Source organism: Falsiroseomonas sp. RANM36 (genome assembly GCF_056682175.1).
The window spans coordinates 452,996-478,420 of the sequence record NZ_JBWXTD010000006.1 but is presented as its reverse complement, the minus strand read 5'-3'; the positions used below and the strand labels follow the sequence as shown (position 1 = coordinate 478,420).

At 72.0% G+C, this 25,425-nt stretch carries 19 protein-coding genes; 3 read left to right on the top strand and 16 right to left on the bottom strand.

Annotated elements, in window-relative coordinates:
• Positions 1-38 precede the first annotated feature (38 nt).
• The 6 genes from AC1MIR_RS23885 to AC1MIR_RS23860 all read right to left on the bottom strand — a co-directional run bounded on the left by AC1MIR_RS23885 (position 39) and on the right by AC1MIR_RS23860 (position 7,582).
• The gene (locus AC1MIR_RS23885) at positions 39-1,544 is read right to left on the bottom strand and encodes a tripartite tricarboxylate transporter permease (protein WP_480030668.1); all 1,506 of its coding nucleotides are present in this window, start codon (positions 1,542-1,544) and stop codon (positions 39-41) included.
• 3 nt (positions 1,545-1,547) lie between these two features.
• A complete protein-coding gene (locus AC1MIR_RS23880) occupies positions 1,548-2,006 on the bottom strand; it encodes a tripartite tricarboxylate transporter TctB family protein (RefSeq protein WP_480030667.1) in 459 nt (152 codons plus the stop codon).
• A 2-nt stretch (positions 2,007-2,008) separates the two neighbouring features.
• Positions 2,009-3,391 carry an MmgE/PrpD family protein gene (locus tag AC1MIR_RS23875; protein WP_480030666.1) on the bottom strand — a complete coding sequence of 461 codons (1,383 nt, stop codon included), beginning with the start codon at positions 3,389-3,391 and terminating at the stop codon, positions 2,009-2,011.
• Positions 3,392-3,495: 104 nt separating this feature from the next.
• Positions 3,496-4,326, bottom strand: a complete 831-nt coding sequence (locus AC1MIR_RS23870; protein ID WP_480030731.1) for a YihY/virulence factor BrkB family protein — start codon at positions 4,324-4,326, stop codon at positions 3,496-3,498.
• A 70-nt stretch (positions 4,327-4,396) separates the two neighbouring features.
• On the bottom strand, positions 4,397-5,737 hold the full coding sequence (gene chrA, locus AC1MIR_RS23865) for a chromate efflux transporter (protein WP_480030665.1): 1,341 nt from the start codon (positions 5,735-5,737) through the stop codon (positions 4,397-4,399).
• A 111-nt stretch (positions 5,738-5,848) separates the two neighbouring features.
• On the bottom strand, positions 5,849-7,582 hold the full coding sequence (locus AC1MIR_RS23860; RefSeq protein WP_480030664.1) for an L-aspartate oxidase: 1,734 nt from the start codon (positions 7,580-7,582) through the stop codon (positions 5,849-5,851).
• Positions 7,583-7,814: 232 nt separating this feature from the next.
• On the opposite strand from AC1MIR_RS23860, the gene AC1MIR_RS23855 reads away from it, so the two are divergent.
• The gene (locus AC1MIR_RS23855; protein ID WP_480030663.1) at positions 7,815-8,543 is read left to right on the top strand and encodes a hypothetical protein; all 729 of its coding nucleotides are present in this window, start codon (positions 7,815-7,817) and stop codon (positions 8,541-8,543) included.
• Positions 8,544-8,548: 5 nt separating this feature from the next.
• On the opposite strand, the gene AC1MIR_RS23850 is transcribed toward AC1MIR_RS23855, so the two are convergent.
• From AC1MIR_RS23850 to AC1MIR_RS23820, 7 genes are read right to left on the bottom strand one after another with little or no spacing between them, the layout of a single operon-like run.
• A complete protein-coding gene (locus AC1MIR_RS23850; RefSeq protein ID WP_480030662.1) occupies positions 8,549-9,157 on the bottom strand; it encodes a fumarate hydratase C-terminal domain-containing protein in 609 nt (202 codons plus the stop codon).
• Positions 9,154-9,648, bottom strand: a complete 495-nt coding sequence (locus AC1MIR_RS23845) for an N-acetyltransferase family protein (RefSeq protein ID WP_480030661.1) — start codon at positions 9,646-9,648, stop codon at positions 9,154-9,156. Before AC1MIR_RS23845 ends, AC1MIR_RS23850 begins: the two co-directional genes overlap by 4 nt.
• 4 nt (positions 9,649-9,652) lie before the next feature.
• Positions 9,653-10,561: a fumarate hydratase gene (locus AC1MIR_RS23840; protein ID WP_480030660.1), complete on the bottom strand. Its 909-nt coding sequence runs from the start codon at positions 10,559-10,561 to the stop codon at positions 9,653-9,655.
• A gap of 12 nt (positions 10,562-10,573) precedes the next feature.
• Entirely contained in the window at positions 10,574-11,305 is a 732-nt protein-coding gene (locus tag AC1MIR_RS23835; protein ID WP_480030659.1) for a sulfite exporter TauE/SafE family protein, read from the bottom strand.
• Positions 11,295-11,642: a succinate dehydrogenase/fumarate reductase transmembrane subunit gene (locus AC1MIR_RS23830; protein WP_480030658.1), complete on the bottom strand. Its 348-nt coding sequence runs from the start codon at positions 11,640-11,642 to the stop codon at positions 11,295-11,297. The genes AC1MIR_RS23835 and AC1MIR_RS23830 overlap by 11 nt, the downstream gene beginning before the upstream one ends.
• Positions 11,639-11,980 carry a succinate dehydrogenase gene (locus AC1MIR_RS23825; protein WP_480030657.1) on the bottom strand — a complete coding sequence of 114 codons (342 nt, stop codon included), beginning with the start codon at positions 11,978-11,980 and terminating at the stop codon, positions 11,639-11,641. The genes AC1MIR_RS23830 and AC1MIR_RS23825 overlap by 4 nt, the downstream gene beginning before the upstream one ends.
• A complete protein-coding gene (locus AC1MIR_RS23820; RefSeq protein ID WP_480030656.1) occupies positions 11,977-12,708 on the bottom strand; it encodes a succinate dehydrogenase/fumarate reductase iron-sulfur subunit in 732 nt (243 codons plus the stop codon). The genes AC1MIR_RS23825 and AC1MIR_RS23820 overlap by 4 nt, the downstream gene beginning before the upstream one ends.
• Before the next feature lie 59 nt (positions 12,709-12,767).
• Here AC1MIR_RS23820 and AC1MIR_RS23815 point away from each other — a divergent pair, with 59 nt between their 5' ends.
• Positions 12,768-14,384, top strand: a complete 1,617-nt coding sequence (locus AC1MIR_RS23815) for a thiamine pyrophosphate-binding protein (protein ID WP_480030655.1) — start codon at positions 12,768-12,770, stop codon at positions 14,382-14,384.
• Positions 14,381-15,100 (top strand): GntR family transcriptional regulator, encoded by a 720-nt coding sequence (locus tag AC1MIR_RS23810; RefSeq protein WP_480030654.1) that lies wholly within the window; start codon positions 14,381-14,383, stop codon positions 15,098-15,100. Before AC1MIR_RS23815 ends, AC1MIR_RS23810 begins: the two co-directional genes overlap by 4 nt.
• 19 nt (positions 15,101-15,119) lie before the next feature.
• Here the strand turns inward: AC1MIR_RS23810 and AC1MIR_RS23805 are convergent, their stop codons facing one another.
• From AC1MIR_RS23805 to AC1MIR_RS23795, 3 genes are all read right to left on the bottom strand, one after another.
• Positions 15,120-20,072 (bottom strand): beta strand repeat-containing protein, encoded by a 4,953-nt coding sequence (locus AC1MIR_RS23805; protein WP_480030653.1) that lies wholly within the window; start codon positions 20,070-20,072, stop codon positions 15,120-15,122.
• A gap of 179 nt (positions 20,073-20,251) precedes the next feature.
• A complete protein-coding gene (locus AC1MIR_RS23800) occupies positions 20,252-24,046 on the bottom strand; it encodes a hypothetical protein (protein WP_480030652.1) in 3,795 nt (1,264 codons plus the stop codon).
• Between the two features lie 242 nt (positions 24,047-24,288).
• Positions 24,289-25,059, bottom strand: a complete 771-nt coding sequence (locus tag AC1MIR_RS23795; RefSeq protein WP_480030651.1) for a DUF1194 domain-containing protein — start codon at positions 25,057-25,059, stop codon at positions 24,289-24,291.
• Positions 25,060-25,425 lie beyond the last annotated feature (366 nt).

Sequence of the window (25,425 nt, the reverse complement as noted above, 5' to 3'; positions counted from 1 at the left end):
CCCCGCCGGCCGCAGGTCGGGTGCGATCCTCAAGGGCATCAAACCGCGACACCCGCCCGCCGCCGGCGCAGCAGCCGGCCCAGCAGGGGCGAGAGCAGGACAAGGGCGGCGCAGCCCAGCATCACCGCCGAGAGCGGCCGCTCCACCAGGATCCTGGGATCGCCCATGGACATGGTCAGCGACTGGCGCACCGCGCGCTCCATCGCATCGCCGAGCACGAAGCCCAGCACCAGCGGCGCGGGCGGGAAGCCGAACTGCGCCATGACATAGCCGAGCAGCCCGAAGCCGGCGAGCAGCATCAGGTTCATCGGATTGTCGGAGACGCCGAAGGCGCCGACCAGCGCCAGGCCGAAGATCAGCGGGAACAGGACATAGACCGGGATGCGCAGGATCTGGGCGAAGAGCGGCACCAGCGGCAGGTTCATCACCAGCAGCATCACGCCGCCGATGTAGAGGCTGGCGATCAGCCCCCAGAACACCTCGGGGCTCTCGGTCATCATCAGCGGGCCGGGCCGCACGCCCCAGACCACCAGGGCCGAGAGCAGGATCGCCGTGCTGCCGCCGCCGGGGATGCCGAGCGTCAGCAGCGGCACCATCGCGCCGCCGGAATCGGCGTTGTTCGCACCTTCTGGCGCGGCGACGCCCTCGGGCACGCCGGTGCCGAACTTCTCCGGGTGGCGGGAGACCGCCTTTTCCACGCCATAGGCGATGAAGGAGGCGATGGCAGAGCCAGCGCCGGGCAGCACGCCGACGATGAAGCCGGTGACCGAGCCGTTGAGGAAGGCGAAGCGGCAGGCCTTCAGCTCGGCCCAGTTGGGCATCAGCTCCCGCAGGCGGTTCGGCACCGGGATCGGCGTGTTCTCCTCCCGCGCGCGGATGCTCTCCATCACGCCGGCTATGGCGAAGAGGCCCACCGCGATGACCATGAAGTCGATGCCGCCGAGCAGGAAGGAGGAGCCGAAGGTGAAGCGGCTCTGCGAGGTGAAGAGGTCGGTGCCGATGCTGGTCAGCCACAGCCCGACCATCAGCGCCAGCAGCGCCTTCAGCAGCGACGACCCGCCCAGCACCACCACCAGCGACAGGCCCAGCACCATGAGGGCGAAATACTCGGGCGAGGAGAAGCTGAGCGCGAATTCCGCGATGGGCGGCGCCAGCAGCGTCAGCGCCACGATGCCGAAGGTGCCGGCGATGAAGGAGGCGATGGCCGCGATGCCGAGCGCCGCCCCGCCGCGGCCCTTGCGCGCCATCTGGTAGCCGTCGAGGCAGGTGACGACCGAGGAGGCCTCGCCCGGGATGTTCAGCAGGATCGAGGTGGTGGAACCGCCATACTTCGCGCCGAAATAGATGCCGGCCAGCATGATGATGCCGCCGGTCGGGTCCATCCCGAAGGTCAGCGGCAGCAGCAGCGCGATGGTCGCCGCCGGCCCGAGGCCGGGCAGCACGCCGACGATGGTGCCGAGGAAGCAGCCGACGAAGCACCAGAACAGGTTCACCGGCTGCAGCGCGACGGCGAAGCCGTGGCCGAGGGCGGCGAAGGTTTCCATGGCTCAGAAGCCCCAGGGGCCGGCGGGCAGGCCGACGCCCATCAGCCGCTCGAACACCAGCCAGAACACGGCCGCCGAGGCGAGGCCGACCGCGAGGCCGCGCATCACGCTTCGTTCGAAGACGAAGACCACGACGAAGGCGGAGAGCAGCGCGAAGCCTGCGACGAAGCCGATCCACTGCATGACGAAGGCGGCGCCGGCGAAGGCCGCCCAGGTCGCGAGGGCCCGCCAATGCCCGCCGGCATCGGGCTCCGCCTCGGCGGGTTGCGGCTGCAGCACCGCACGCAGCACCAGGAGCGCCGAGAGGGCCACCATCAGCAGCCCGTAGCCAAGCGGGAAGAAGCCGGGCCCGGGCCCGTCCTCGGTCAGGATGTCCCAGCCAGACGCCCGCCAGGCGACGTAGCCGCCCAGCCCGGCCAGGACGAGGCCGGCCAGCACGTCGCGGTCGAAGCGGCGCGCCATCGTCAGGCGCAGAGCGCGAGCAGGTCGCGGATGTCCGCGGCCTCGTCGAGCTTCCAGACTGTCTCCGCGACGATGCGCGCGCGCTCCTCGCCGAGCGCTTCCGCCGCATTGCCCAGGAACTTGCGCTCCAGCGCCGCATCCGACATCGGGTTGTCCACCGTGCCGGAGGCGTGGGCGACCGGCGCCTCGAAGCGGCGGCCATCGGCGGCGACCAGCGTCGCGTGCGCCTGGTCCTTGCGGAAGGCCTCCACCGTCTCCACCCGGATCTTCGGGCGGAAGGCCAGCACGTCGGCCGCCCCGGCGCGCGCATCGCTGTACTGCGCGATGCCGGCGGCGCCATCCAGATAGGCGACGGAGGCGGAGTGGTTGACGCTGAACTTCGACATCAGCCCCGAGCGCGGATCGTCCACGCCGGTGATCTTCACCGCATGCGGATGCACCTGCAACAGCACGTGGTCCACCTGCCCGGCCGGCAGGCCGGCGCTGTCGTGCAGCGCGATCATCGCGTCGATCAGCGGATGCAGCACGACGCCGCAGGCATGGGGCTTGTAGCCGTTGCGCGCGATCTCGAACCGCGTGCCGAGATCCTGCGTGATGCGCTCGGGCGCGGCGGTGGCGCTGTAGATCCGGATGAAGCCGCGCCTGCCTTCCAGGATCTCGTCCGAGCTGTTGAAGCCGCGCGCGGCGAGCAGCGCCGCCAGCGTGCCGGAGGCCGCGGCCTTGCCGGCATGGAACGACTTGCACATCGTCCCGCGGTTCTGCTGCATGCCGGCGGCCTGCGTCGTCGCGATGCCGATGGCGTGGACGATCTGCGTCGCATCCAGCCCGAGGAGGCGCGCCGCGCCCGCGCCCGCGGCGATGGCGCCGAGCGTGCCGGTCAGGTGCCAGCCGCCGTCGTGATGCGCCGGCGCCGCCGGGCCGGCGCGCACGCCGGCCTCGAAGCCGCCGACATAGGCGGTGATGAGGTCGCGCCCGCCGACCGGCCGGTGCTCGGCCAGGGCCAGCAGCGCGGCCAGCAGCGGCGAGGAGGTGTGCAGCACGACGCCGCCCATATGCGTGTCGTCGAAGTCGAGCAGATGGCCCATCTGGCCGTTCGCCACCGGCGCATCGAGCAGGCCGAGCCGCAGCCCGCCCTGGCCCAGAACCGGCGCGACCGGCGCCGAGCCGGTGGCGGCGAAGGTGTCGAGCAGGATGCGGATGGTGGGATGGCGGCTGGCCGCGAGCGCGCAGCCGATCCAGTCGAGCACGCCGCGGCGCGCTTCATGCACCACCGCCGCGGGCAGGTCCTCGAAGCGCAGCCCGGCGATGAAGGCGCCGAGCGTCCGCGTGACGCCGAGGCCGAGCGTGGCCACGCCATATTCGGTCTTCGCCGCCGTGCCGGCCACGCGTCCCCTCCGTCGCATGCGGCGCTTGAGCCGCGCTTCCCGAAAGCGTTACCGCATCTGTGTGCCGATGTATACATGGGCCGCCCCGCATGGCGGCGGACCGCTCAGCCCGGCGGGTGATGGCCGAGCGGGCTGCCGCTCCGGCGCGGCTTGCGGTCCGCCCAGGCGCGGGTGAACTCCGCGCCCAGCAGGAACACCTGGGCCGAGTAGTACACCCACAGCAGCACCACCACGAGCGCCCCGGCCGCGCCGTATTGCCGCGCCAGGCCGCTGCCGCCGATGTACCAGCCGATCAGCGCCTTGCCGATGTTGAACAGCAGCGCCGTGCAGATCGCGCCCACCGCCACGTCGCGCCAGCGCAGCTGCCGGTCCGGCAGCACCTTGTAGATCGCGCCGAACAGCAGCGTGGTCAGCAGGAAGGACAGCCCGAGATTCGCCCAGGACAGCGCCGGCGCCAGCACCGGCATCTGCGATCCGGCCCAGCCCTGGAAGGCGGAGACGGCGGCGCTGGCCAGCAGCGAGACCAGCAGCAGGAACCCCGTGGCCGCCACCAGCCCGATGCTGAGCAGCCGCGCCCGCAGCATGTAGGAGACGCTCATCTTCTTCGGCTCGGCCTTCCAGATGGCGTTCAGCGCCGCCTGGATCTCGGCGAAGACGCCGCTTGCGGTCAGCAGCAGGATGCCGAGCCCGATCAGGGCCGGGATGCCGCGGCCCCCGGCCTCCGTGCCGCGATCCACCCCGCGCACGATCGCCTGCACCGCCGCCGCGCCCTCCTGTCCGACCAGCGCGCGAAGCTGCCCGGAGACCGCGTCCCAGACCGCCTCCTCCGTCACCGCCATCCCGGCGATGGCCGCCGCCACCACCAGCAGCGGCGCGATGGAGAACATGGTGTAGCAGGCGATGGCGGCGCCGCGCGTCATCGCCTCGTCGGCGATGTAGCCGTGTAGCGTTTCCTTGATCAGGCTCCAGGCGCGGCGCAGCGTGCGGTCTCCTTCGCGTATCCCGTCATGGCCCGAGCAGCGAACGCGCGGCGAAGCCGGCCAGCGCCGTCACCGCCAGGGTCCGCACCAGCCCGAGCCGCAGCGCGAACAGGCAGGCCGCGGCCAGCGCGGTCAGCACCATCGCATCCGGCACCAGGGAGGCCATGTCGGGCAGCCCGAGCCGCAGCGGCCCGAGCGAAACGGTCTCCACCCGCGCGAACAGCACCCTCAACGCGAACCAGAGCGCCAGGTTCGCGATCACGCCGACCACCGCCGCCGTCACCGCCGCCAGCGCGCCCTTCAGCCGTGGCGCCGCATGCAGCCGCTCGACGAAGGGAGCGCCCAGGAAGATCCAGGCGAAGCAGGGGACGAAGGTCACCCAGACGGTCAGCAGCGCGCCTGCCACGCCGCCGGCCAGCCCGCCCTCCCGCCAGGCGGCGAGGAAGCCGACGAACTGCAGCACCAGGATCAGCGGCCCGGGCGTGGTCTCCGCCAGGCCCAGCCCGGCCAGCATCGCCTCGGCGCTGACCCAGCCCTGCACCTCCACCGCTTCCTGCGCGACGTATGCCAGCACCGCATAGGCGCCGCCGAAGGTGACCACCGCCATCTTCGAGAAGAACCAGGCGATGTCGCCATAGAGGCCCGTCCCGGCCAGCAGCGCCACCGGCCAGGCCCAGAGCGCCAGCGCCACCAGCCCCGCGCGCTTGGCGGCGCCGGCCATGCGTGCCGGCCGTTCCGGGTCGGCCGCCAGCACCGCATCCAGGAGCGCCGGCGGCCCATCCTTCGCCGCGCCATGGCCGCCGCCGGCGAAGGCCTGCGGCAGCGCATAGCCGATCGCGGCCGCGGCCAGCACCACCAGCGGGAAGGGCACGGCGAAGGCGAACAGCGCCAGGAAGGCGGCCAGCGCCAGCAGCCAGGGCAGCGCGCCCTTCAGCGCGCGGCGGGCGACGCGCAGCAGCGCCTCCACCACCACCACCAGCACGGCGCATTGCAGCCCGAAGAACAGCGCGGCGACCAGCGGCACGCTGCCGAAGGCGGCATAGATCACCGACAGCGCCAGCATCACGCCGACACCGGGCAGGATGAACAGCAGCCCCGCCGCCAGCCCGCCCTTCACCCCATGCAGCAGCCAGCCGAGATAGGTCGCAAGCTGCTGCGCCTCCGGCCCCGGCAGCAGCATGCAGAAATTCAGCGCATGCAGGAACCGCGCATCGGAGACCCAGCGCCGCTCCTCCACCACCTCCCGGTGCATCAGCGCGATCTGCGCCGCCGGCCCGCCGAAGGACAGCAGGCCGATGCGCAGCCAGACGCGGAACGCCTCCGCGAAGTCGGGCAGGGCGGCGGTCCCTCGCGTCGGCCTGTCCATCTTCGCGCCCGGGCTGTTGTCGCCTCTGCGTAGAGGATTTCCGGCCCGGGCGGAATCACCGGGCGGAATCACCGGGCGGGATCGCCGGGCGCCGGGCGGCCGCCTTCGCGCCTATTCCGCCGCGGCGGCCAGCAGGCTCTCGCCGGGCCGAACCCGGGTGAAGGCGACCGTCTGCCAGCCGATCGCGATCCGCCCCTCGGGGCCGAGCGCGGCGAGCGTCGCCGAAAGCCCCTCCGCCTCCGGCGCGGTGGCCGGAAAATCCTCGCGCCAATGCGCGCCGCGGCTTTCCGCCCGTGCCGCCGCCGCCGCCACGATGGCGCGGCTGACCAGCAGCAGGGAGCGCAGGTTGAGCCAGTCATGCCAGGCGAGGTTGAAGCCCCGCGCCCCGCCGACGCCCGCGGCGTCGAGCGCCGCCTCCAGCGCATCGAGGCCCGCGGCCGCCTCCGCCAGCCCCGCCGCGTCGCGCAGGATTCCGGCCTTCTCCCACATCAGCGCGTGCAGCGCGTCCCGGATCGGCGAGAGCGAGGCGGCGGGTTTCGCGAAGGGCGCGTGGAGCATCGCCAGCGCGGCCTCCAGCGCCGCCGGATCGGGTTCCGCGATGGCGCCCTCGCGCGGCACCCAGCGCGCCATCGTGTCGCCGGCGATGCCGCCGAAGACGGTGGAATTGGCCACGCCGTTGCCGCCCAGCCGGTTCGCGCCATGCACGCCGCCGGTATCCTCGCCCGCGGCGAAGAGGCCGGGCAGGGCGGTCGCGCCATCCGGGCGGAACACCACGCCGCCCATCATGTAATGCGCCGTCGGTACCACCGGCACGCGCCCGCCGGCCAGGTCGAAGCCCATGTCGGCGCAGCGCTCGACCATGCCCTTGAATTCGCGCCGCACGCGATCGGGGCCGAGATGCCCCATCTCGATATAGAGGCCGCCATGCTCGTTGGTGCGCCCCGCCAGCATCTCCCGGTACATGGCGCGGGAGACGATGTCGCGCGTCGCCCGTTCGCCGCGCGGGTCGTATTCGTGCATGAAGCGCGTGCCGTCGCCGCGCAGCAGGAAACCGCCGGCGCCGCGCAGCCCTTCCTCGATGATGGTGCCGGTCATGCGCGTGCCGGGGCCCGCCAGCACGCCGGTCGGGTGGAACTGCACCATCTCCATGTCGCGCAGCGTCAGGCCGAGGCGCAGCGCCATCGCCATCCCGTCGCAGGACTTGTCGCCGGAGGGCGTGTGGTAGGTGTACATCGTCGGCCCGCCGCCGGTCGCCAGCAGCACCGCCTTCGCCTGCACCAGCAGCAGCGCGCCGCTGCGCACATCCACCAGCAGCACGCCGGCCAGCCGCGATCCGTCGGCCGAGGGCAGCAGCGCGACGGCGCGATGCTCCTCCAGCCGCGCGATGCCGCGCGCCCAGGTCTGCTCCGCCAGGCGGTTGATGATCTCGATGCCCGTCAGGTCGCCCTTGTGGACGGTGCGGTCGAAGGTCTGCCCCGCGAAGGCCTTCTGGTGGATCGTGCCGTCCGGGTTGCGGTCGAAGAAGCAGCCCCAGCGGTTCTCGAGCTCGCGGATGCGGCGCTGCGCGACCGTCACCAGCGTCCAGGCCAGGTCCTGGTCGTTCAGCCACTTGCCGCCATCGAGCGTGTCCATGAAGTGCCGCTCGGCGGAATCCTCGGGCGCGAGCGCCACGTTGTAGCCGCCCTGCACCATGCGGGTGCAGCCCGACTTCCCGAGCAGCCCCTTCACCGCGACGGTGACGGAGAGATCGGGCGCCGCCGCCTTCGCATGCAGCGCCCCGAGCAGCCCGGCGCCACCGGAGCCCAGGACCAGGATGTCGGTGGTGTGGCGAAGCATGTCGGTCATCGGGGCCCCCGCGGATTGGCCGGCACGCCGCAGCCGCAGTCCTCCCCACCCGGCGATGGTGCCGGCTGCTCGGTGCGCGGCGGCTCGGCGGGCGGCGGCGCGGGCTGCGCCAGCGCCGGCCAGGCGGCCAGCAGCAGGGCTGGCAGCGCCGCCGGAATTGGATAACCCTTTCGGTTGCGTGGCGGCGGCATCACGCGGCTCCATGCCTCGGCAGGTGGAGAGGGAGGCTTCCATGCGGCAAGGCGCTTTGGCCATCGCGGCGCTGACGATGCTCGCCGGCTGCGCGCAGCAGGGGCCGGCCGGCCCCGGTGCGACGGGCGGCGCCCCCCCCCCCCCCCGCGCCCGGCCCCCCCCCCCCCCCCCCCGGGGGCCCGGGGGGGGGGGGGGGGGGGGGGGGGGGGGGGGGGGGGGGGGGGGGGGGGGCGGGGGGGGCCGGGCGGCCACCGCGCCGCCCGGCTTCGCATGCCCGCCCGCCGGCACGACTGTCGTGCGCTCCGATGGCGGCAACATCACCTACAGCGGCGCGGCGCCGGGCGATCCCTTTTCCTGCGCCGGCACGCTGAACGGCGCGCCGCAAAGCTGGCTGGCGAACTACTACCCGGTGCCGACGACGGACGAGGCCTCGCTGCGCCGCGGCATGGCCGGGCTGTGGCCGCTCGACCCCGGCAAGTCGGTGAACTTCTCGCGCCAGATCGGCAGCCCGGACGGCCAGCTCCTGTTCGTCAACACCACCTGGCATGTGCTCGGGCCCTCCACGCTGGATGTCGGCGGCCGGTCCATCCCGGTGCTGGTGCTGGAGCAGCACGAGAACGTGCCGCGCATGGGCGGCTATGCCGGCGTCTGGACGCTCTACTACGACCCGGCCTCGCGCAACTTCGTCGGCGGCGACCACCGTGTCCTGCGCGGCTTCAGCAATGCGCGGAACTGGCGGGTGACGAGCCTGACGGTGCCCGGTTCCTGACATCGTCAGGCGACGCCGAGTTTTTGCAGCGCTGCCGCGCGGCGGTCCTCCACCGACTTCTGGACCGCCGCGTAGAGGCTGCCGCCATGTGAATCCATCGCGACCAGCAGCGGCCCGAAATCCTTGATGCGGAATCGCCAGAGGCTCTCGGGGTTGAGGTCGTCGAGATCCACATCCTCGATCGCCTCGATCCAGGTCGTTTCCAGCGCCGCCGTGCCGCCGATGATCGCGAGATAGACGCCGCCAAGCTCGCGGAAAGCGTCCAGCGAGCCCTCGCGCAGCCCGCCCTTGCCGATGACGATGCGCACGCCCTCGCGCTCCATCAGCGGGCGGGTGAAGCGCTCCATCCGGTCGGAGGTCGTGGTCCCGACGCAGATCGCCTCGTAGCCGGAATCGTTCGTGCTCCGCTTGTCCACCTTGCGGACATTCGGCGCGGTGTGGATCACCGCATGGCCCTTCAGGTCGAAGCGCGTGCGGCGGCCATGATCGAACATGTGGATCTGCGTCGCGTCGCGGATGCCGAACAGCGTGTCCTGCAGCGTCACCGTGTCGCCGATGCGCAGCTTGCGGATGTCTTCTTCCGTGCAGGGCATGTGGAGGATGTGGTGCGTCATCGGATGGGCTCCGGCCAGGTGCCGCGCGCAGCGGCGGCGAGGGCGTCGCCTTCGACGCGGTACATCAGCTTGGCCGCGACCGGCACGCCGATTTTCGCATAGAAGGCGCGGGCGCGCGCATTGTCGGTGTTGGTGTTCCATTCCAGGCGGGAATAGCCGCCATCCGCGGCGAAGCTCGCCGCTGCCGTGGTCAGCGCGCGCGCTGCGCCCGAGCCGCGCGCGGCCTCGGCGACGTAAAGCAGGTTGAGCAGCAGGCCCCAGGTGAAGCCGCGCGCCGGCACGAAGCCCGACAGCGAGACGAAGCCCGCAATCCGGGCGCCGTCCCAGGCCATCAGGCAGAACGGCCCGGCCCGGCCAGCGGGCGGCGCGACCAGCGCGGCGGCGACGGCGGCGACCTGCTCCGGCGCATTCTCCGGCGAGACGGGGACGAGTTCGTCCAGCAGCGCGCGCAGGGCCGGCTCATCGGCCGGGGTCGCGGGGCGCACTTCCATCGGCTCAGAACCCGATCGCCACGCCGTCCGGCGTGAAGGTTGCGCTGGCGCGGCGCGCGCTGTGGCACTGGATGTTCACCGCCACCGGGTTCATCGTGATGTGCGTCGCCGCCACCTCGACATGCACGGCGAAGGCGGTGCTGTCGCCGCCAAGCCCCTGCGGCCCGATGCCGAGGCTGTTCACCGCTTCCGACAGCGCCGCTTCCAGCTTCGCGCCTTCCTCGTCGGCGCAGCGCGATCCCAGCGGCCGCGTGGCCGCCACCTTCGCCAGATGCATGCAGAGATCGGAGGTGCCGCCGACGCCCACCCCCATGATGGTCGGCGGGCAGACCTTGCCGCCCGCCTTCATCGCCGCATCCACCACGAAGCGCTTCACGCCGGCCATGCCATCGGCCGGGATCAGCATCTGCAGGAAGGAACCGTTCTCGCTGCCCGATCCCTTCGGGATCATCTCCAGCTTCAGGACGCGCTCTTCTTCCACGAAATCGAGGTTGATCACCGGCACATGCGCGCCGCAGCTCGTATGCTCGTTCTTCCGCGTGATCGGATGCACCACGGAACTCCGCAGCGGATGCTCCCGCGTCGCGCGCTCCGTGCCGCGCCGGATCGCCTGCTTCAGCGCCCAGCCATCCAGCTCCACGTTGCGGCCGATGGTGACGTTGAAAATCGGGATGCCGGTGTCCTGGCAGAGCAGGTTGTCCGTGCGCTCCGCCACGCCGATGTTTTCGATCATCGTCGCGAGGATGGCCTTGGCGGTGCCGTCGGTCTCGCCGGCGTCGAGGCGCGCGAAGCCCTGCTTGATGTCGTCGGGCAGGATCTTCAGCGCGCGAATGTAGAGCAGCTTCGCCGCTTCCTCGATCGCCTCCGGCGCCACGCGCAGCGGCTCCACCCCAGCCTTCGTCATCAGCGTCATGGAAGCGTCTCCTCAGATCACCAGCGACACGCCCGAGACCAGCAGCAGGGCCAGCAATACAATCCGGAAGCCCTGGGCGGGGATCACGGTGTAGGCGCGCACGCCGAGCCAGGTGCCGGCCAGCATCGCCGGCACGGCGGAGGCCGCCATCAGCAGCGTCTCGGCCGTGAAGAAGCCGCCGAGCGCCAGGCCCGGCACGGTGATCGCCTGCATGAAGACGATGAAGGGCTGCATCAGCGCGCGCGCCTCGCGCTTGTCCATGCCCTGGATGTCCGCCCACATCGCCGGCAGCGCGCCGACATAGCCGCCGATGCCGCCCAGGATGCCGCTCGCGAAGCCCACCGCCGCATCGGCCGGCATGGGGGCCGCGAAGCGTGCCGGCGCGTGGCGCAGCGCCATCCGTGCCAGCGCATAGCCCGAATAGACGATCAGCAGCGTGCCGACGAAGACGACGATGGCGCGTGCCGGCCCGTAGGTGAGGATCAGCAGCCCCACCGGGATGCCGAGCGTCGCGGCGCCGACATAGAGACGCATGCGCGGCCAGGCGATCTCGCGCCACACGGTGGGCAGCGCAATCCCCTGCACGAAGAGGCTGCCGAGCACCAGCACCGGCGCGGCCACGCTCGGCGGCAGCACATGCAGCAGGATCGCCGCCGCGACGAGCACGAAGGCGAAGCCCGCCATGCCGGCGCAGAAGGCCGCCACGAAGCAGCCCGCGGAGAGGATGAGAAGGTCAGCCGACATTCAGGAGGAACAACAGTCCCGCGGCGAGGGAGACACCGGCCGAGGCCGCCACCAGCGTCTTCTGCGCGGACCGCCACCCCAGAAATTCCAGCGCCAGCACACGCAGCCCCCCGGCGAGATGCGCGGCGAGCAGGATCACCAGCACCGTCTCGCTCGCCTTGAGGAAGCCGTTGTCCGTCCAGCGCAGGAAACCGTCCAACGCCGCCTCGCCCTGGATGGCGCGCGACAGCGCCCAGAAATGCAGCGGCAGGAACAGCGCGAGCAGCAGGCCGGAGATCCGGTGCACCAGGAAGGCGACATAGGTCGGATGCGAGCGCGGGCGCGTGTCGATCCTCATGCCGCGTAGAGCCCCGCCGCCGCGCGGATGCCGAAGGCCGCGGTGAGCAGCCCGATCGCCAGCCAGGCGAGATCGAAGCGCCGCCCGCGCCAGCCCAGCCACTCGGCCGCGATGCCGCGCAGCCCGATCGCGCCATGCAGCCCCGCCGCCAGCGCGAAGACGGCGTAGAACACCAGCCACGCCTCGTTGCCGCGCGTGCGCCCGATGATCTCGGCCGCGCTCAGCCCGCCGCGCACCGCGACGAGGATGGTGACCAGATGCACCACCACCGCGACGGCCAGGATCATCGCCGTGACGCGCTGCGCGACCCAAAGATGTTGTTGTCCACGGGCGCTCATCGCTGCACGCCGAAGAAATCCCAGAACAGCGTGCGCTTCAGCCCCGCGATGGCGCCGGAGGGATCGATGCCCTTCGGGCAGCGCTCGGTGCAGGATTGCGTGGAGTGGCAGGCATGGCAGCCAGCATCGCCCGCCACCGCATCCAGCCGGTCCCGCCGCGCGCCGTCGCGCACGTCGTTCACCAGCGTCCAGGCGCGGTTCAGCGCGGCCGGGCCGAGATACGCGCCGTTCCAGGCCACGATGTCGCAGCTGGCGTAGCACACGCCGCAGCCGATGCACTCGATCCCCGCATCCGCCGCCTGCCGCTTCGGCGAGGCAGGCGGCACGACATGGAATTCCTCCGGCACCGCGCCGTCGGCCGCATCCTTCGGCTGGAAGGTGCCCTTCGCGCGTGCCCATTTGTCGAAGAAGGGCGCCATGTCCGTCGCGAGGTCGCGGATCACCGGCAAATTCGCCAGCGGCCGCAGCTCCAACCGCCCGTCCTGCACCACCTTCCGCACATGCGTCCGGCAGGTCCAGCGCGCGCGCCCGTTCACCACCATCGCGCAGCTGCCGCACATGCCGACGCGGCAGGCGAAGCGATAGGCGAGGGTGGGATCAAGCGCCCGCTGGATGTGGGTGACCACGTCCAGCACCGTCTGGTTGGCCTGCGCCGGCACGCGGAAATCCTGGAAGGCACCGCCCTCCGCATCCCCCCGCCACACCGCAACCTGCAGCGTCTCTTGCATGATCAAGGGATTGCATGGTCTTGTATAAGACACAAGACCCCATGCGGAGTGTCCACAAAATGAAACAGCGCGGCGCCGACCTGCTCGTCCGCGGCCTGAAGGCGGCGGGCGTCACCCGCATCTTCAGCCTTTCGGGCAACCACATCATGGAGGTCTATGACGCGCTGGTCGGCAGCGGCATCGAGATCGTCCACACGCGGCACGAGGCCGCCGCGGTCCACATGGCCGACGCCTATGCCCGCATCACCGGCCAGGTCGGCGTGGCGATGGTCACGGGCGGGCAGGGGCACGCCAATGCCGTCGCCGCACTGCCGACCGCGCTCGCCGGCGAGGTGCCGGTGCTGCTGCTCTCGGGCCATGCGCCGCTGGCCGAACTCGGCAACGGCGCCTTCCAGGAACTGCCCCAGGCCGCGATGGCCGCGCCCGTGACGAAGGCGTCCTGGACCGCGCAGACCGCCGAGGGCCTCGCCGCCGATGTCGCCCGCGCCTGCCGCACCGCGCTCTCCGGCCGCCCCGGCCCCGTCCATCTCAGCCTGCCCACCGACCTCATCGAGGCCGAGTTTTCGTCGGACGTCGCGCTGCCCGACGCCGCCGAGTTCGCCGCCAAGCCGATGCCGCTGCCGGCCGCCACCGCCGGCTTCGTCGCCGATCTCATCGCCGGCGCCGCGCGCCCGCTGCTGATCGCGCCGCCCTCGCTGATCACGCCCGCGGGCATGCAGGCTCTCGCCGCACTCGAAGCGGCCATCGGCCTTCCGGCGATCCCGATGAACTCGCCGCGCGGCCTCGCCGATCCCACGCTTGGCGCGCTGCTCGAACTTCTGGCCGAGACCGATCTCGTCGTGCTGCTCGGCAAGGCGCTCGACTTCACCACGCGCTTCGGCCGCCCCGCCAAGGCCGCGCGCTTTGTCGCGCTGGAGCCGGAGGCCGAGCTGCTCGGCCGCGCGCAGCGCCTGCTGGGCGAGCGCCTGGTGCTTGGCGCCATCGCCGATCCCGCCTCCGCCGTCGCCGCGCTGACGCAGGCCGCGCGCCGCGCGCCGGCGCAGGAAGGCTGGGCCGCGCATACGCGCGAGACCGTCGCCTACCGCCCCGCGTCCTGGTCCGCGCATCAGGGCGCGCCGGAAGGCGCGATCCACCCCGCGACGCTCGCCTTCGCCGTGGACGCGGCGCTCGCCGCGCAGCCCGATGCCATCTTCGTCTGCGATGGCGGCGAGGTCGGCCAGTGGGGCCAGGCCATCGTCCGCGCACGAACGAAAATCACGAACGGCGTGGCCGGTGCGATCGGCGCGGGCACGCCCTTCGCCATCGGCGCACGCGCCGCGACCGGCCGGCCGACGCTTGCGATGATGGGCGACGGCTCCTTCGGCTTCCACATGGCGGAGCTCGACACCGCCGCGCGCCACGGCCTGCCCTTCGTCTGCGTCGTCGGCAACGACAGCCGCTGGAACGCGGAATACCAGATCCAGGTGAGGGACTACGGCGCCAACCGCGCGCATGGCTGCGAGCTCGCGCCCGGCACGCGCTACGACCTGATCGCGACCGCCCTCGGCGGCCATGGCGAGTTCGTGGAACGCGCCGCCGATCTCGCGCCCGCCCTCGCCCGCGCCTTCGCCAGCGGCAAGCCCGCGGTGGTGAACGTGATCATCGAGGGCCAGCCCGCCCCCGCACTGAAGAGATGAACCTCGCGCGCCGCCCGCTCTATGCCCAGACGGAAGAGATCCTGACGCAACGCATCGCGGAAGGCGTCTGGGCTCCCGGCGCGCTCATCCCGCCCGAGCCCGAGCTCGCCGCCGAGCTCGGCGTCTCACCGGGCACGGTGCGCAAGGCGCTGACGGCGCTCGAGCGCCGCCGGCTGATCGAGCGCCGCCAGGGCCGCGGCACCTATGTCGCCGCGCAGACCAGCGAGCGCGCGCTGTTCCACTTCTTCCGCATCCACGACCTGGCCGACCGCAAGCACGAGCCCACCAGCCTCGTCCTCGATTTCCGCACCGGCCCCGCCACCGCGGAGCAGGCTGCGGCGCTCGACCTCGCCGAAGGCGCGCCGGTGCACCGCGTGGAGCGCATCCGCGCGCTCGCCGCGCAACCCGTGATCCTGGAACGCATCCTGCTGCCGGCGGATCGCTTCCCGCGCTTCGCCCTGCCGCTGCTGCAGGAGATGGAGGACGAGCTCTACGTGCTCTACCAGCGCGACCACGGCGTCACGATCGGCCGTGCGGAGGAACGCCTCGGTGCGGTTGCGGCCGACGAGACCCAGGCCGCCAAGATGCGCCTCTGGCCCGGCGCGCCCGTGCTGGAGATCCAGCGCATCGCCTTCGACCTGGCGGACCGCCCGGTGGAGCGCCGCGTGACCTGGGTGGACACGCGCATGCACCGCTACCTCGCGCGGCTTGATTGAGGCCGCGCCGAGGCCGCGCTCAGCCGATCAGGATGTCGGCCGCGGTCACGGCCGGGTTGCCCGCGAAGGTCGCCACCAGGATGCGGCTTTCGGCCGCGGCGCTGCCATCGGCGTCGAACCACAGCCGGCCCGCATCCGTCTCGTAAATCAGCCGGTGCGCGGCGGTGGTGGCGAGGCCGGAGGTGTTGGCCACGAAGGCCAGCGGGTCGAGTGCGCCCGCGGCGAGCCCGGTGTCGTGCAGCACCAGCCGGTCGCCGGCCGCGCTGCTGAAATCCGCCACGCGATCCACCGCCAGCGCATCCACCGCCAGGTGGAAGAGGTCCGCGCCCGCATTGCCCGAGAGCACGTCGGCGCCCGCGCCGCCGACCAGCACGTCGTTGCCCGCGCCGCCGTTCAGCGCGTCGTTCTCCGCGCCGCCCTCCAGCGTGTCGTCGCCGGCATCGCCATAGAGCGTGTCGCGGCCGGCCTCGCCCTCCACCCGGTCGTTGCCGGTGCCGCCGCGCAGCACGTCGTTGCCCTCGCCGCCCCGCACCGTGTCCGCGCCGCCCTGGCCGAACATGCGGTTGTCCGCGACGCTTCCGACCAGCAGGTTGTCGCGCGCATTGCCCGTGCCGGAGCGCGCCACCGCACCCGACAGCGTCAGCATCGCGAGATCCTCGCCCAGCACCCAGTTCAGCGTCGCGATGACATGGCCGGGCGCGTCGGGCTCGTCCACCACCACGTCGCGCGCACTGTCCACGTAGAACAGGTCGAAGCCCGCGCCGCCCACCAGCACGTCGTCGCCGGTGCCGCCATCCAGCGTGTCGCTGCCCGCGCCGCCGTCCAGCAGGTCGTTCCCACCCGCGCCCTGCAGGCTGTCGTCGCCCGCCAGCCCGTCCAGCAGGTTCGCCGCCCCGTTGCCGGTGATGCGGTTGCCCAGCGCATTGCCGATGCCGTGGCGCAGCGAGCCCAGCAGCTCGAGATCCTCGATGCCGGTCGGCAACTCGCCGAGCAGGATCGCGCTGCGGATCAGGTCGCGCGCGCCGTCGGCGCCGCTGTCGGCGACGACGGTGCCCGCCACGAGGATGTAGAGGTCTGCGCCCGCGCCGCCATCGAGCGTGTCGCCCGCGCCGCCGCGCAGCGTGTCGGCATCGGCGCCACCGAGCAGCGAATCGAGCCCCGCGCCGCTGCCGTCGAGCGAGTCGTTGCCGGCGCCGCCATCCAGCGTGTCGTTGTCCGTGCCGCCATCCAGCGTGTCGGCACCGTCCTCGCCCAGCAGCAGGTCGTTGCCGGACCCGCCGGTGATCGAGTCGTCGCCGTCCACCGCGCCCGGCAGCGTGGCGTCGCTGAAGCCGCGCAGCACGTCGTTGCCGCTGATCCCGTTGATCGAATCGCTGCCGCTGCCGCCGGCGATCGTGTCGTCGCCTTCGCCGCCGTCGATCTGGTCGATGTCCGGCCCGCCCTCGATCAGGTCGTTGCCCTTCTGGCCGAACAGGATGTCGAAGTTGTGCTCGCCGGGATTGGCGCCGGCGTCGAAGGCGTCGCCGAAGATCGTGTCGTCGCCGTCGCCGCCCAGGATGCTGTCGAAGTCGCCCTCGCCGTGCAGCCGGTCGTTGCCGGTCCCGCCTTCCAGCGTGTCCACGCCCGCGGCGCCGAGGATGCTGTCGTCACCGAGGCCGCCGAGCATGCGGTTCGCCGCCGCGTTGCCGAGCAGCGTGTCGTTGCCGTTCCCGGCGATGAGCGCCTCGAAGCCGGTGAAGCTCTCGCCGCTGAAGTTCGTCAGCCCCGTGTCGAGGTCCACGCGGTAGTTGCCGGTGTAGCTGCCGGTGTCGAGCGTGTCGGCGCCGCCTCCGCCATCGGCCTGGTCGGTGCCGTTGACGGCAAAGATGTAGTCGTCGCCTTCGCCGCCGAGGCTGGTGTCGGCGCCGCCGCCGCCGTTCAGCGTGTCCGCGCCATCGCCGCCGACCAGCGAATCCGCGAAGGATCCGCCGCCGCCATGCAGGCTGTCGGCGCCGCCGCCGCCGTCCAGCGTGTCGCGGTCATTGCCGCCATCGAGCGTGTCGTCCTGCGTGCCGCCGAGCAGGCTGTCGTTGCCGTCGCCGCCCGAGAGGCGGTCGGCATCGTCGCCGCCATCCAGCGTGTCGGCGCCGCCTTCGCCGGAGAGCGTGTCCGCGCCGCCGCCGCCGAGGATGCTGTCGCCGCCGAGGCCGCCGCGCATGTGGTTGCCGCCGACGGTGCCGACCAGCGTGTCGTTGCCGTCGCCGGCGATGATCGCCTCGAAGCCGGTGAAGCTCTCGCCGCTGAAGTTCGTCAGGCCGGTGGCGAGGTCCACGCGGTAATTGCCCGTGTAGCTGCCGGTGTCGAGCGTGTCGGCGCCGTTGCCGCCATCCGCGATGTCGGTGCCGTTCACGGCGAAGATGTAGTCGTCGCCCTCCCCGCCGAGGCTGGTGTCGAAGCCGCCGCCGCCGTTCAGCGTGTCCGCGCCGTCGCCACCGACCAGTGAATCCGCGAAGGATCCGCCGCCGCCATGTAGGCTGTCGTTGCCGCCCCCGCCATCCAGCTGGTCCTGGCCGTCGCCGCCATCCAACGTGTCGGCGTCCGCCCCGCCATCGAGCGTGTCGTTGCCGCCATTGCCCGCCAGGCTGTCATTTCCGGCGCCGCCCGAGGCCTGTTCCGCCTGGCTGCCGCCCGTCAGCGTGTCCGCGCCGTCCTCGAGCGTCGCCCGATGCGCGAGGCCGCCTGTCGCCGCGTTGCCGAACACCACGTGGTCATCGCCGCCGCGCGTCTCGACGACGAAGTTGTAGTCGATGCCGAAGCCCGGAAGGTAGGCGCGCAGCGGGCTGAAATCGTAGAAGTCGGCGCCCGCCGTGCCGATCAGGGTGGTGAGCCAGCTGTCGACGATCTCGATCTCGATGAAGGGCAGCGTCGTGCCGAGCTGCACCGAGGTCTCCGCCAGATCCACGTTGTCGGTGCCGGCGCCGCCATGGATCGTGTCGCCCGCGAGGTCGAGGACGGCGTTCAGGTCGAAGCCGTCGTCGCCGGCCTCGCCATACAGCGCGTCCACGCCCTCGCCCGGGTTCAGGTAGTCGTTGTCGTCCCCGCCGCGCAGCGTGTCGCTGCCGCCGCCGCCGAGCAGGCTGTCGGCGCCGATGCCGCCGCTCAGGCTGTCGTTGTCCGCGCCGCCCTCGAGGCTGTCGTTCCCGCCATTGCCGAGCAGCGTGTCGTTGCCCGCGTCGCCGAGGAGCCTGTCGTTGTTGAGCCCGCCGTCGAGCAGGTTGGCCACGGCATCGCCGATCAGCGTGTCGTTGCCGATGCCGGAGATCACGGCCTCGATGGCGTTGAATCGCTCCCCGCCGAAGTTGGACAGTCCGGTGGCGAGATTGACCAGGTAGTCGCCCTCGAAGGCGGTGGTGTCGAGCGTGTCGTTGCCCGCACCGCCATCCACGCTGTCGCCGCCGAGCACGGCGAAGATGTAGTCGTCGCCGCCGCCGCCGAACTGGGTGTCGCTGCCGCCCCCGCCGCCGTTGAGCGTGTCGGCGCCCTCGCCGCCCAGCAGGCTGTCGGAGCCCGCGCCACCCATCAGGCTGTCGCCGTCGGCGCCGCCGTCCAGCGTGTCGTTCTCGGTGCCGCCATCCAGGCGATCCCGGCCGGTCCCGCCCGAAAGGCTGTCGTTGCCCGCCTGGCCGAGCAACGTGTCCGCCGCGCCGCCGCCGTCGAGCGTATCGGCATCGAGCCCGCCATCGAGGCGGTCGTAGGTGGCGCCGCCGACCAGCGAATCGGCGCCGCCCTCGCCGTTGATGCGGTTGAAGGGCTGCGCACCCGGCACCTGGAACAGGATGGAGAGGTCCGTGTTGGGCGCAAACACCGTGTCGTTGCCGCTGCCGCCGTTCAGCACGGTGATCTCCACCGGCATCGGCCCGCCGCCCGGGATGGTGAAGCCCGGCGAGAACATCTGGAACTGGCGGAAATCGTAGCTGTCGTTGCCGGCCGTGCCGCGGAACTCGGTGAGGTAGCTGTCGAGCAGCTCGATGTTCGTAAAGGGCAGCGTGGTGTCGAGCTGCAGCACGCCCTGGATCAGGTCCACGCTGTCGAAGTCGGCGCCGCCGTCGATCACCATGCCGACGAGGCTTGCCACGCTGTTCAGGTCCAGCCCGTCGTTCCCGGCGCCGCCGAGGAGCGTGTCGAGCCCGCCGCCGCCGCTCAGCGCGTCGTTGCCGCTGCCGCCGTCGAGGTAGTCGTTCCCGGCGCCGCCGAGCAGCGTGTCGGCCGCGCCGCCGCCCAGCAGCGTGTCGGCGTCGGCACCGCCATCCAGCAGGTCGAAGCTGGCACCGCCGACCAGCGAGTCGTTGCCGCTCTCGCCCAGGATCTTGTTGAAGAACTGATCGGGCGGATCGAGGAAGCGCAGGATCGAGAGGTCGGTGTCGCCGGTGTAGACCGTGTCGGCGCCGACGCCGGCGCTGACCAGGCGGATCTCGACGGGCAGGTTGAAGCCGGGAGAGAATCGGTTGAAGGGGCGGAAGTCGTAGCTGTCGTTGCCCCCTGTGCCGACGAACTGCGTCAGGTAGGTGTCCAGGGTCTCGATGGACAGGAAGGGCAGCGAGGCGCCCAGCTGGAGGACGCCCTGCGGCAGGTCCGCCACGTCGGTGCCGTCGCCGCCGATGAACAGCGCGCCGGCGATGTTGCTGGCGCTGTTGAGGTCGAAGCTGTCGTTGTCGAAGCTGCCGTTCAGCGTGTCGTTGCCGATCGTGTAAACCAGCACGTCGTTTCCGCTGCCGCCGTCCAGGCTGTCGGCGCCGGGGCCGCCCACCAGCGTGTCTTTCCCGGCCGAGCCGAGCAGCGTGTCGTCGCCCTCGCCGCCGTCGATGCTGTCATTGCCGAAATCGCCATGGATGCTGTCGGCGCCCGTGCCGGGCGTGCCGCTCACGCCAGGGCTGGTCGCCCCGGGCACCGTGGTGATGACATCGTCGTTGATGGTGCCTGCGATGATGGCCATGGCGCGCCGACCCGTTGCGATGCTGCGCAAAGGCTAAGCCCGCCGAAACGGAACGTCATCCGTTCGGCAGGGAGCGTGAAGGAAAAATCATGCGCCCCGATGGAACTTCAGGTTGCGCAGGCGCAGGGCCCGACCGGCGGCGGTCGGTTGCCGCGGCGCCGCCAGTGCGCCAGCCTTGCTCACGCGATCAGGATGTCCGCCGCGGTCACGACGGGGTTGCCGGTGAAGGTGGCGACAAGGATGCGGACCTCCCCGGCGTCGCTGCCATCGGCGTCGAACCACAGGCGCCCCTGGTCGGTCTCGTAGATCAGCCGGTGCGCCTCGGTGGTGGCGAGGCCGGAGGTGTTGGCCACGAAGGCCAGCGGGTCGAGCGCGCCCGCCGCCAGCCCGGTGCCGGACACCACCAGCCTGTCGCCGGCCGCGCGGCTGAAATCCGTGACACGATCGACGGTGAGCGTGTCCACCGCCAGGTGGAAGGCATCGGCGCCGCCGCCGCCGCTCAGCAGGTCCGCGCCCGCGCCGGCGATCAGCACGTCGTTGCCCGCGCCGCCATTCAGCGCCGCATTGCCGTCCCCGGCGACGAGCGTGTCCGCACCGGCATCGCCGTAGAGCGTGTCGCGCCCGGCCTGGCCCTCGAGGGAATCATTGCCCGTGCCGCCGCGCAGCACGTCGTTGCCCTCGCCGCCCTGCACCGTGTCCGCGCCGCCCTGGCCGAACATGCGGTTGTTCGCCACGCTGCCGACCAGCAGGTTGTCCCGCGCATTGCCCGTGCCCGCGCGCGCCAACGCGCCGGAGAGGGTCAGCATGGCGAGGTCGGCGCCGAGCACCCAGTTCAGCGTGGCGATGACATGGCCGGGCGCGTCGGGCTCGTCCACCACCACGTCGCGCGCGCTGTCCACGTAGAACAGGTCGAAGCCCGCGCCACCGATCAGCACATCGGCGCCGCCCGCGCCGTCCAGCGTGTCGTCTCCCGCACCGCCATCCAGGATGTTCTGGGCGGCATTGCCGCGGATGTGGTTGTCGAGCGTGTTGCCGATGCCGACGCGCAGTGCGCCCAGCAGCGTCAGGTCCTCCACGCCCTCCGGCAGCTCGGTGATCGCGATGGCGGTCAGCAGCAGGTCGCGCCCCGCGGTGCCGCTGTCCTGGATCAGCGCGCCCGCGCTCATCAGGCGATAGGTGTCGGCGCCCTGGCCGCCATCCAGCGTGTCGCCCGCGGCGCCTTCCAGGCTGTCCTCGCCGTCGCCGCCGAGGAGAAGATTGGCGCCCGCATCGCCGCGCAGCGTGTCGGCGAAGGCGGAGCCGATCAGGCCCTCGATGCCGTCATAGGAATCGCCCGCCGCGTCGCCCGTGTTCTGCGTGGGATCGCCGAGATCGGCGACGAGCCCGGTCTGCGACCCGGCATGGCTCGCGATGTCTAGGCCGTCGCCGCCTTCCAGCGTGTCGGCGCCGGCGCCGCCCTCCAGCGTGTCGGCGCCGTCGCGCCCCTGCAGGGTGTCGTCGCCCTCCGCGCCGACCAGATGGTCGCCGGCGCTGCTGCCCACCATCCGGTCGGCGATCGCGCTGCCGATCACCAGGGCGAAGGGCGCGGACCCGTCCCCGTCGTCGAATTGGAAGGTGCCGAGATCGAGCAGCAGGTCGCCGACCTTCAGTCCGTAGAGGCCCAAATCGAAATCCACCTGCCACCAGGCGATCGGGGTGGCCTCGCTTCGGCCCGGGTACTCGGTCGGCGCCTCGGCGAGGGAGAGCGTGTCGTTGCCCGCCAGGCGCTCGATGTTCGCCATGTCCACCGAGCCGAGGTCGAGCTCCCCGGCCAGCAGGATCAGATCGTCACCCTCGCCGCCGCTGAGGAAGTCCACGTCGAGCCCGCCACGCAGCGTGTCCGCGCCGGCGCCGCCTTCCAGCGTGTCCGGCCCGACCTCGCCCGTGAGCGAATCATTGCCCGCCCCGCCGTCGAGCCGGTCGTTGCGCGCGCCGCCGAGCAGCGTGTCGTCATGCGCGCTGCCGAGCACGGATTCGATGCCGATCAGCACGTCGCCCGCGGCATCGCCGGTGTTCAGCGCGGGCGTGCGCAGCGACAGCAGGATCGCGGCGGCGGCGTTGGCGTAGCTGGCGAGGTCGCCGGCGCCGCCGCCGTCCAGCGTGTCCGCGCCGGCGCCGCCCATGAGCGTATCGTCGCCGGCCATGCCGCGCAGATGGTTGTCCCGCGCATCGCCGGTCAGCACGTCCGCGATGTTGCTGCCTTCGAGGTGCTCGATGGTGGAAACGCCGCCCTCGGCGACGATGGTGCCGACCTGCGCCTGCACCGCGTTGCCGCCGTTGGCGCCCCACAGTGTGACGCCGAGCGTCGTCAGGTCCGCGATGCGGCGCAGCGTGGTCATCAGTACCGTCTGGTCGCCGACGGGGGCGTTGAAGGTCTGCGCCGAGGTGAACAGCGCCAGCGTGTCCTGCCCGGCGCCGCCATCGAAGGTCTCGATCGCGATGAAGCCGGTGTCGCCCACCCCGAAGGCGACCAGCCGGTCGTCGCCCTCGCCGCCCTGCAGCGTGTTCTCCGCCCGCTGGCCGAACAGCGTGTCGTTGTCCGCGCCGCCGGCGAGCGAATCCGCGCCCAGCCCGCCATCGAGGCTGTCACGGCCGATCCCGCCATCGAGCGTGTCGGGATCGTCGCCGCCCTCCAGCGTGTCGTCGCCGGTGCCGCCGACCAGCACATCGAGGCCCGCGGCGCCGCGCAGCCGGTCGTTGTCGGCGTCGCCCGACAGGAAGTCGGCGCCGTCATTGCCGTCGAGCGAGTCGTTGCCGTTGCCGCCGAACAGCACGTCGTTGCCGGTGCCGCCGGTCGCGGAGTCGTTCCCGGCATCGCCGAAGGCCACGTCGTTGCCGGCATCGCCGTTCAGCTCGTCGGCGCCCTCGCCGCCGAGCAGGCTGTCCGCGTCGTTCCCGCCGTCCAGCGTGTCATTGGCCGCGCCGCCCAGGAGCGTGTCGTTGCCGTCGCCGCCCTTCAGGCGGTCGCGGTTCTCGCCGCCGGCCAGGCTGTCCGCGCCGCCCTCGCCGTCGAGCGAGTCCTCGCCGTCGCCGCCGTCCAGCGTGTCGTTGCCCGCGCCGCCGGCCAGGGTGTCGTCGTCGCCGAGGCCGAGCAGGATGTTGTCCTGCGCGTCGCCGCCGAGCGCGTCGGCGCGGATGCCGCCGCTCAGATTCTCGATCGCGATATAGACGTCGCCCTTCGCATCGCCCTGGCTGCTGCCCGGATCGCCGAGGAAGGCGAAGACGCCGCCCAGCGTCGCGGAGCCGTAGCTGGCCCAGTCGGCGCCCGCGTCGCCGAACAGGGTGTCCGCGCCCGCCCCGCCATCCAGCGTGTCCGCGCCGAAGCTCGCGAACAGGCTGTCATTGCCCTCGCCGCCGATCAGCAGGCTGTCGCCGGAGGCGTCGGTGAGGCTGTCGTTGCCGGCCCCGCCGATCAGCGTGTTGGCGCCGCCCTGCTCGGAGATGCTGTCGTTGCCGCCCGCCCCGTCGATGACGTTGTTCCCGGTGTCGCCGATCAGCGTGTCGTCGTGCGAGGAGCCGAGCAGGTTCTCGACCTCGATGAATTCGTCGCCCGCGGCGTCGCCCAGGTTGAAGCTGGCAAGGCCGAGATGCACCCGGACCGCCCCCGCGGCGCCGGCATAGCTGACCAGGTCGATGCCAGGCCCGCCATGCAGGCGGTCCGCACCGGGGCCCCCGAGCAGCGTGTCCGCATCCTCGTTGCCGCTCAGCGTGTCGTTGTCGGCGCCGCCGAGCAGCAGGTCGTTGCCGGTGCCGCCGATCAGCGTGTCCGCGCCGGCCGCACCATCCAGCGTGTCGTCGCCGCCGACGCCGACCAGGCTGTCATTGCCGTCCAGCCCCTCGATGGAATCCGATTCGGCGGAGGCGAAGGGCTGGCCGACGGCGGTGACGCCGTCGGAGAGGGTGTCGTTGCCAGCCGTGCCCTTGATGTTGGCCATCGCCCGTCCCGCCCGACGATTCCGAGAGGGGGAATGTCTCGCCTGTCGGTTGAGACGGCAAGCGCAACGATACGGTGAGACCGCGCACTATTGCGTGCGCCATGGGCGCTGCCGCCTTGTATGTCGGGCGGGCCGATTCAGACCTTCGGGGCTGACGCCCCTCCGGTCATCGGGCCGCCTTGTATGTCGGGCGGGCCGATTCAGACCTTCGGTGCTGACGCCCCTCCGGTCATCGGGCCGCCTCAGGCGAAGGCGCGCTCCACCAGGGGCCCCGGCGGCGGGGCGGCGGCGATCTCGCGGATGATCTTGCGCTTCACCGCGGTCTCGAAGGCGTCGAAGCCCTCGGCGACCATCAGGAAGGCACCCGGGCCGCCGATCACCTCGGTGCGGTAGTATTCGTCGAGCGGCGGCAGGCCGGCCGACCAGGGCTGCGGCGTGCGGTCCAGCACCGCGAGGCCGTTCAGCACGATCCCCTTCTCCAGCGCCTCCGCGCGTGCATCGGCCACCGGCCGGCCGGAGTTGTTCACGCCGTCGCCCGAGATGTCCACGACCTTCCGCGTGCCCTCGTAGCGCTGGCCGAACAGCTTGGCCGCGTAGTCCATCGCGCCCGAGATGGAGGTGTAGAGCCAGGCGCGGCGCGGCGCCGCGTCGATCGTCGCCGCGACCCGCTCGCCGGCGCCGGCGCCGTCGATCTTCGTCCAGGGCACGACCATCTCCTGGATGTGCCAGTCCGACCAGGTGAACATCGTGACGGCGATCTGGCCGAGCGGGCCGCCGGCGATGCCCTCGATCAGCTTCGGGTCGCGGAAGGCCGCGGCATATCCCTTGAACTGCAGCTCCTGCTCCTCCTGGTCCACCGAGCGGCTGACATCCACGGCGAGGACGAGTTCGACATCGACCGGCTCCGGCTCATCGGCACGGGCGCGCGCGGTCAGCAGCAGCGGCGCGGCGAGCGCGGCGCCGAACAGGCTGCGGCGGCGAAAGCGGGAAGCGGCGGGAGAGGGGAGGGACATGGAAGCGCCTTTCCGAGTCCGGGAGGACCGACCGTCATGGCCGCCTGGCGCTTAGCTCCTCTGGGATTGCATGTACCGCCCACAAAGGCGGCAATCAACCGGAGAGTGTGGGTGTAATTGTTCTCACCGCGGGCGAATGCCCTTCTTCTGGGCAGGATCTGCATCGGTGGCACGGACCTGCGGCAGAGCTGAAGGCAGGTTTGCCGCTGCCGCCTGTCTGCGGCTGGGCGCCGCACGACGTCAAGCGCGCCATGCGGCCGCCGCAGGGGCAAGAGGGACGCCGCCGGCGCGCCGGCAAAAGAAAAGGGGGGGCGCCGCGGGGCCCCCCCCAGCGGGGCGGCGAGGGGGGGGGCGCCCGGCGCCGGC

What these genes read in the sequence shown, in the direction of transcription:
- AC1MIR_RS23885 (WP_480030668.1), bottom strand. Translation starts at nt 1,544, where the DNA reads ATGGAAACCTTCGCCGCCCTCGGCCACGGCTTCGCCGTCGCGCTGCAG.
- AC1MIR_RS23880 (WP_480030667.1), bottom strand. Translation starts at nt 2,006, where the DNA reads ATGGCGCGCCGCTTCGACCGCGACGTGCTGGCCGGCCTCGTCCTGGCC.
- chrA (WP_480030665.1), bottom strand. Translation starts at nt 5,737, where the DNA reads ATGGACAGGCCGACGCGAGGGACCGCCGCCCTGCCCGACTTCGCGGAG.
- AC1MIR_RS23860 (WP_480030664.1), bottom strand. Translation starts at nt 7,582, where the DNA reads ATGACCGACATGCTTCGCCACACCACCGACATCCTGGTCCTGGGCTCC.
- AC1MIR_RS23855 (WP_480030663.1), top strand. Translation starts at nt 7,815, where the DNA reads ATGCGGCAAGGCGCTTTGGCCATCGCGGCGCTGACGATGCTCGCCGGC.
- AC1MIR_RS23850 (WP_480030662.1), bottom strand. Translation starts at nt 9,157, where the DNA reads ATGACGCACCACATCCTCCACATGCCCTGCACGGAAGAAGACATCCGC.
- AC1MIR_RS23845 (WP_480030661.1), bottom strand. Translation starts at nt 9,648, where the DNA reads ATGGAAGTGCGCCCCGCGACCCCGGCCGATGAGCCGGCCCTGCGCGCG.
- AC1MIR_RS23840 (WP_480030660.1), bottom strand. Translation starts at nt 10,561, where the DNA reads ATGACGCTGATGACGAAGGCTGGGGTGGAGCCGCTGCGCGTGGCGCCG.
- AC1MIR_RS23835 (WP_480030659.1), bottom strand. Translation starts at nt 11,305, where the DNA reads ATGTCGGCTGACCTTCTCATCCTCTCCGCGGGCTGCTTCGTGGCGGCC.
- AC1MIR_RS23830 (WP_480030658.1), bottom strand. Translation starts at nt 11,642, where the DNA reads ATGAGGATCGACACGCGCCCGCGCTCGCATCCGACCTATGTCGCCTTC.
- AC1MIR_RS23825 (WP_480030657.1), bottom strand. Translation starts at nt 11,980, where the DNA reads ATGAGCGCCCGTGGACAACAACATCTTTGGGTCGCGCAGCGCGTCACG.
- AC1MIR_RS23820 (WP_480030656.1), bottom strand. Translation starts at nt 12,708, where the DNA reads ATGCAAGAGACGCTGCAGGTTGCGGTGTGGCGGGGGGATGCGGAGGGC.
- AC1MIR_RS23815 (WP_480030655.1), top strand. Translation starts at nt 12,768, where the DNA reads ATGAAACAGCGCGGCGCCGACCTGCTCGTCCGCGGCCTGAAGGCGGCG.
- AC1MIR_RS23810 (WP_480030654.1), top strand. Translation starts at nt 14,381, where the DNA reads ATGAACCTCGCGCGCCGCCCGCTCTATGCCCAGACGGAAGAGATCCTG.
- AC1MIR_RS23805 (WP_480030653.1), bottom strand. Translation starts at nt 20,072, where the DNA reads ATGGCCATCATCGCAGGCACCATCAACGACGATGTCATCACCACGGTG.
- AC1MIR_RS23800 (WP_480030652.1), bottom strand. Translation starts at nt 24,046, where the DNA reads ATGGCCAACATCAAGGGCACGGCTGGCAACGACACCCTCTCCGACGGC.
- AC1MIR_RS23795 (WP_480030651.1), bottom strand. Translation starts at nt 25,059, where the DNA reads ATGTCCCTCCCCTCTCCCGCCGCTTCCCGCTTTCGCCGCCGCAGCCTG.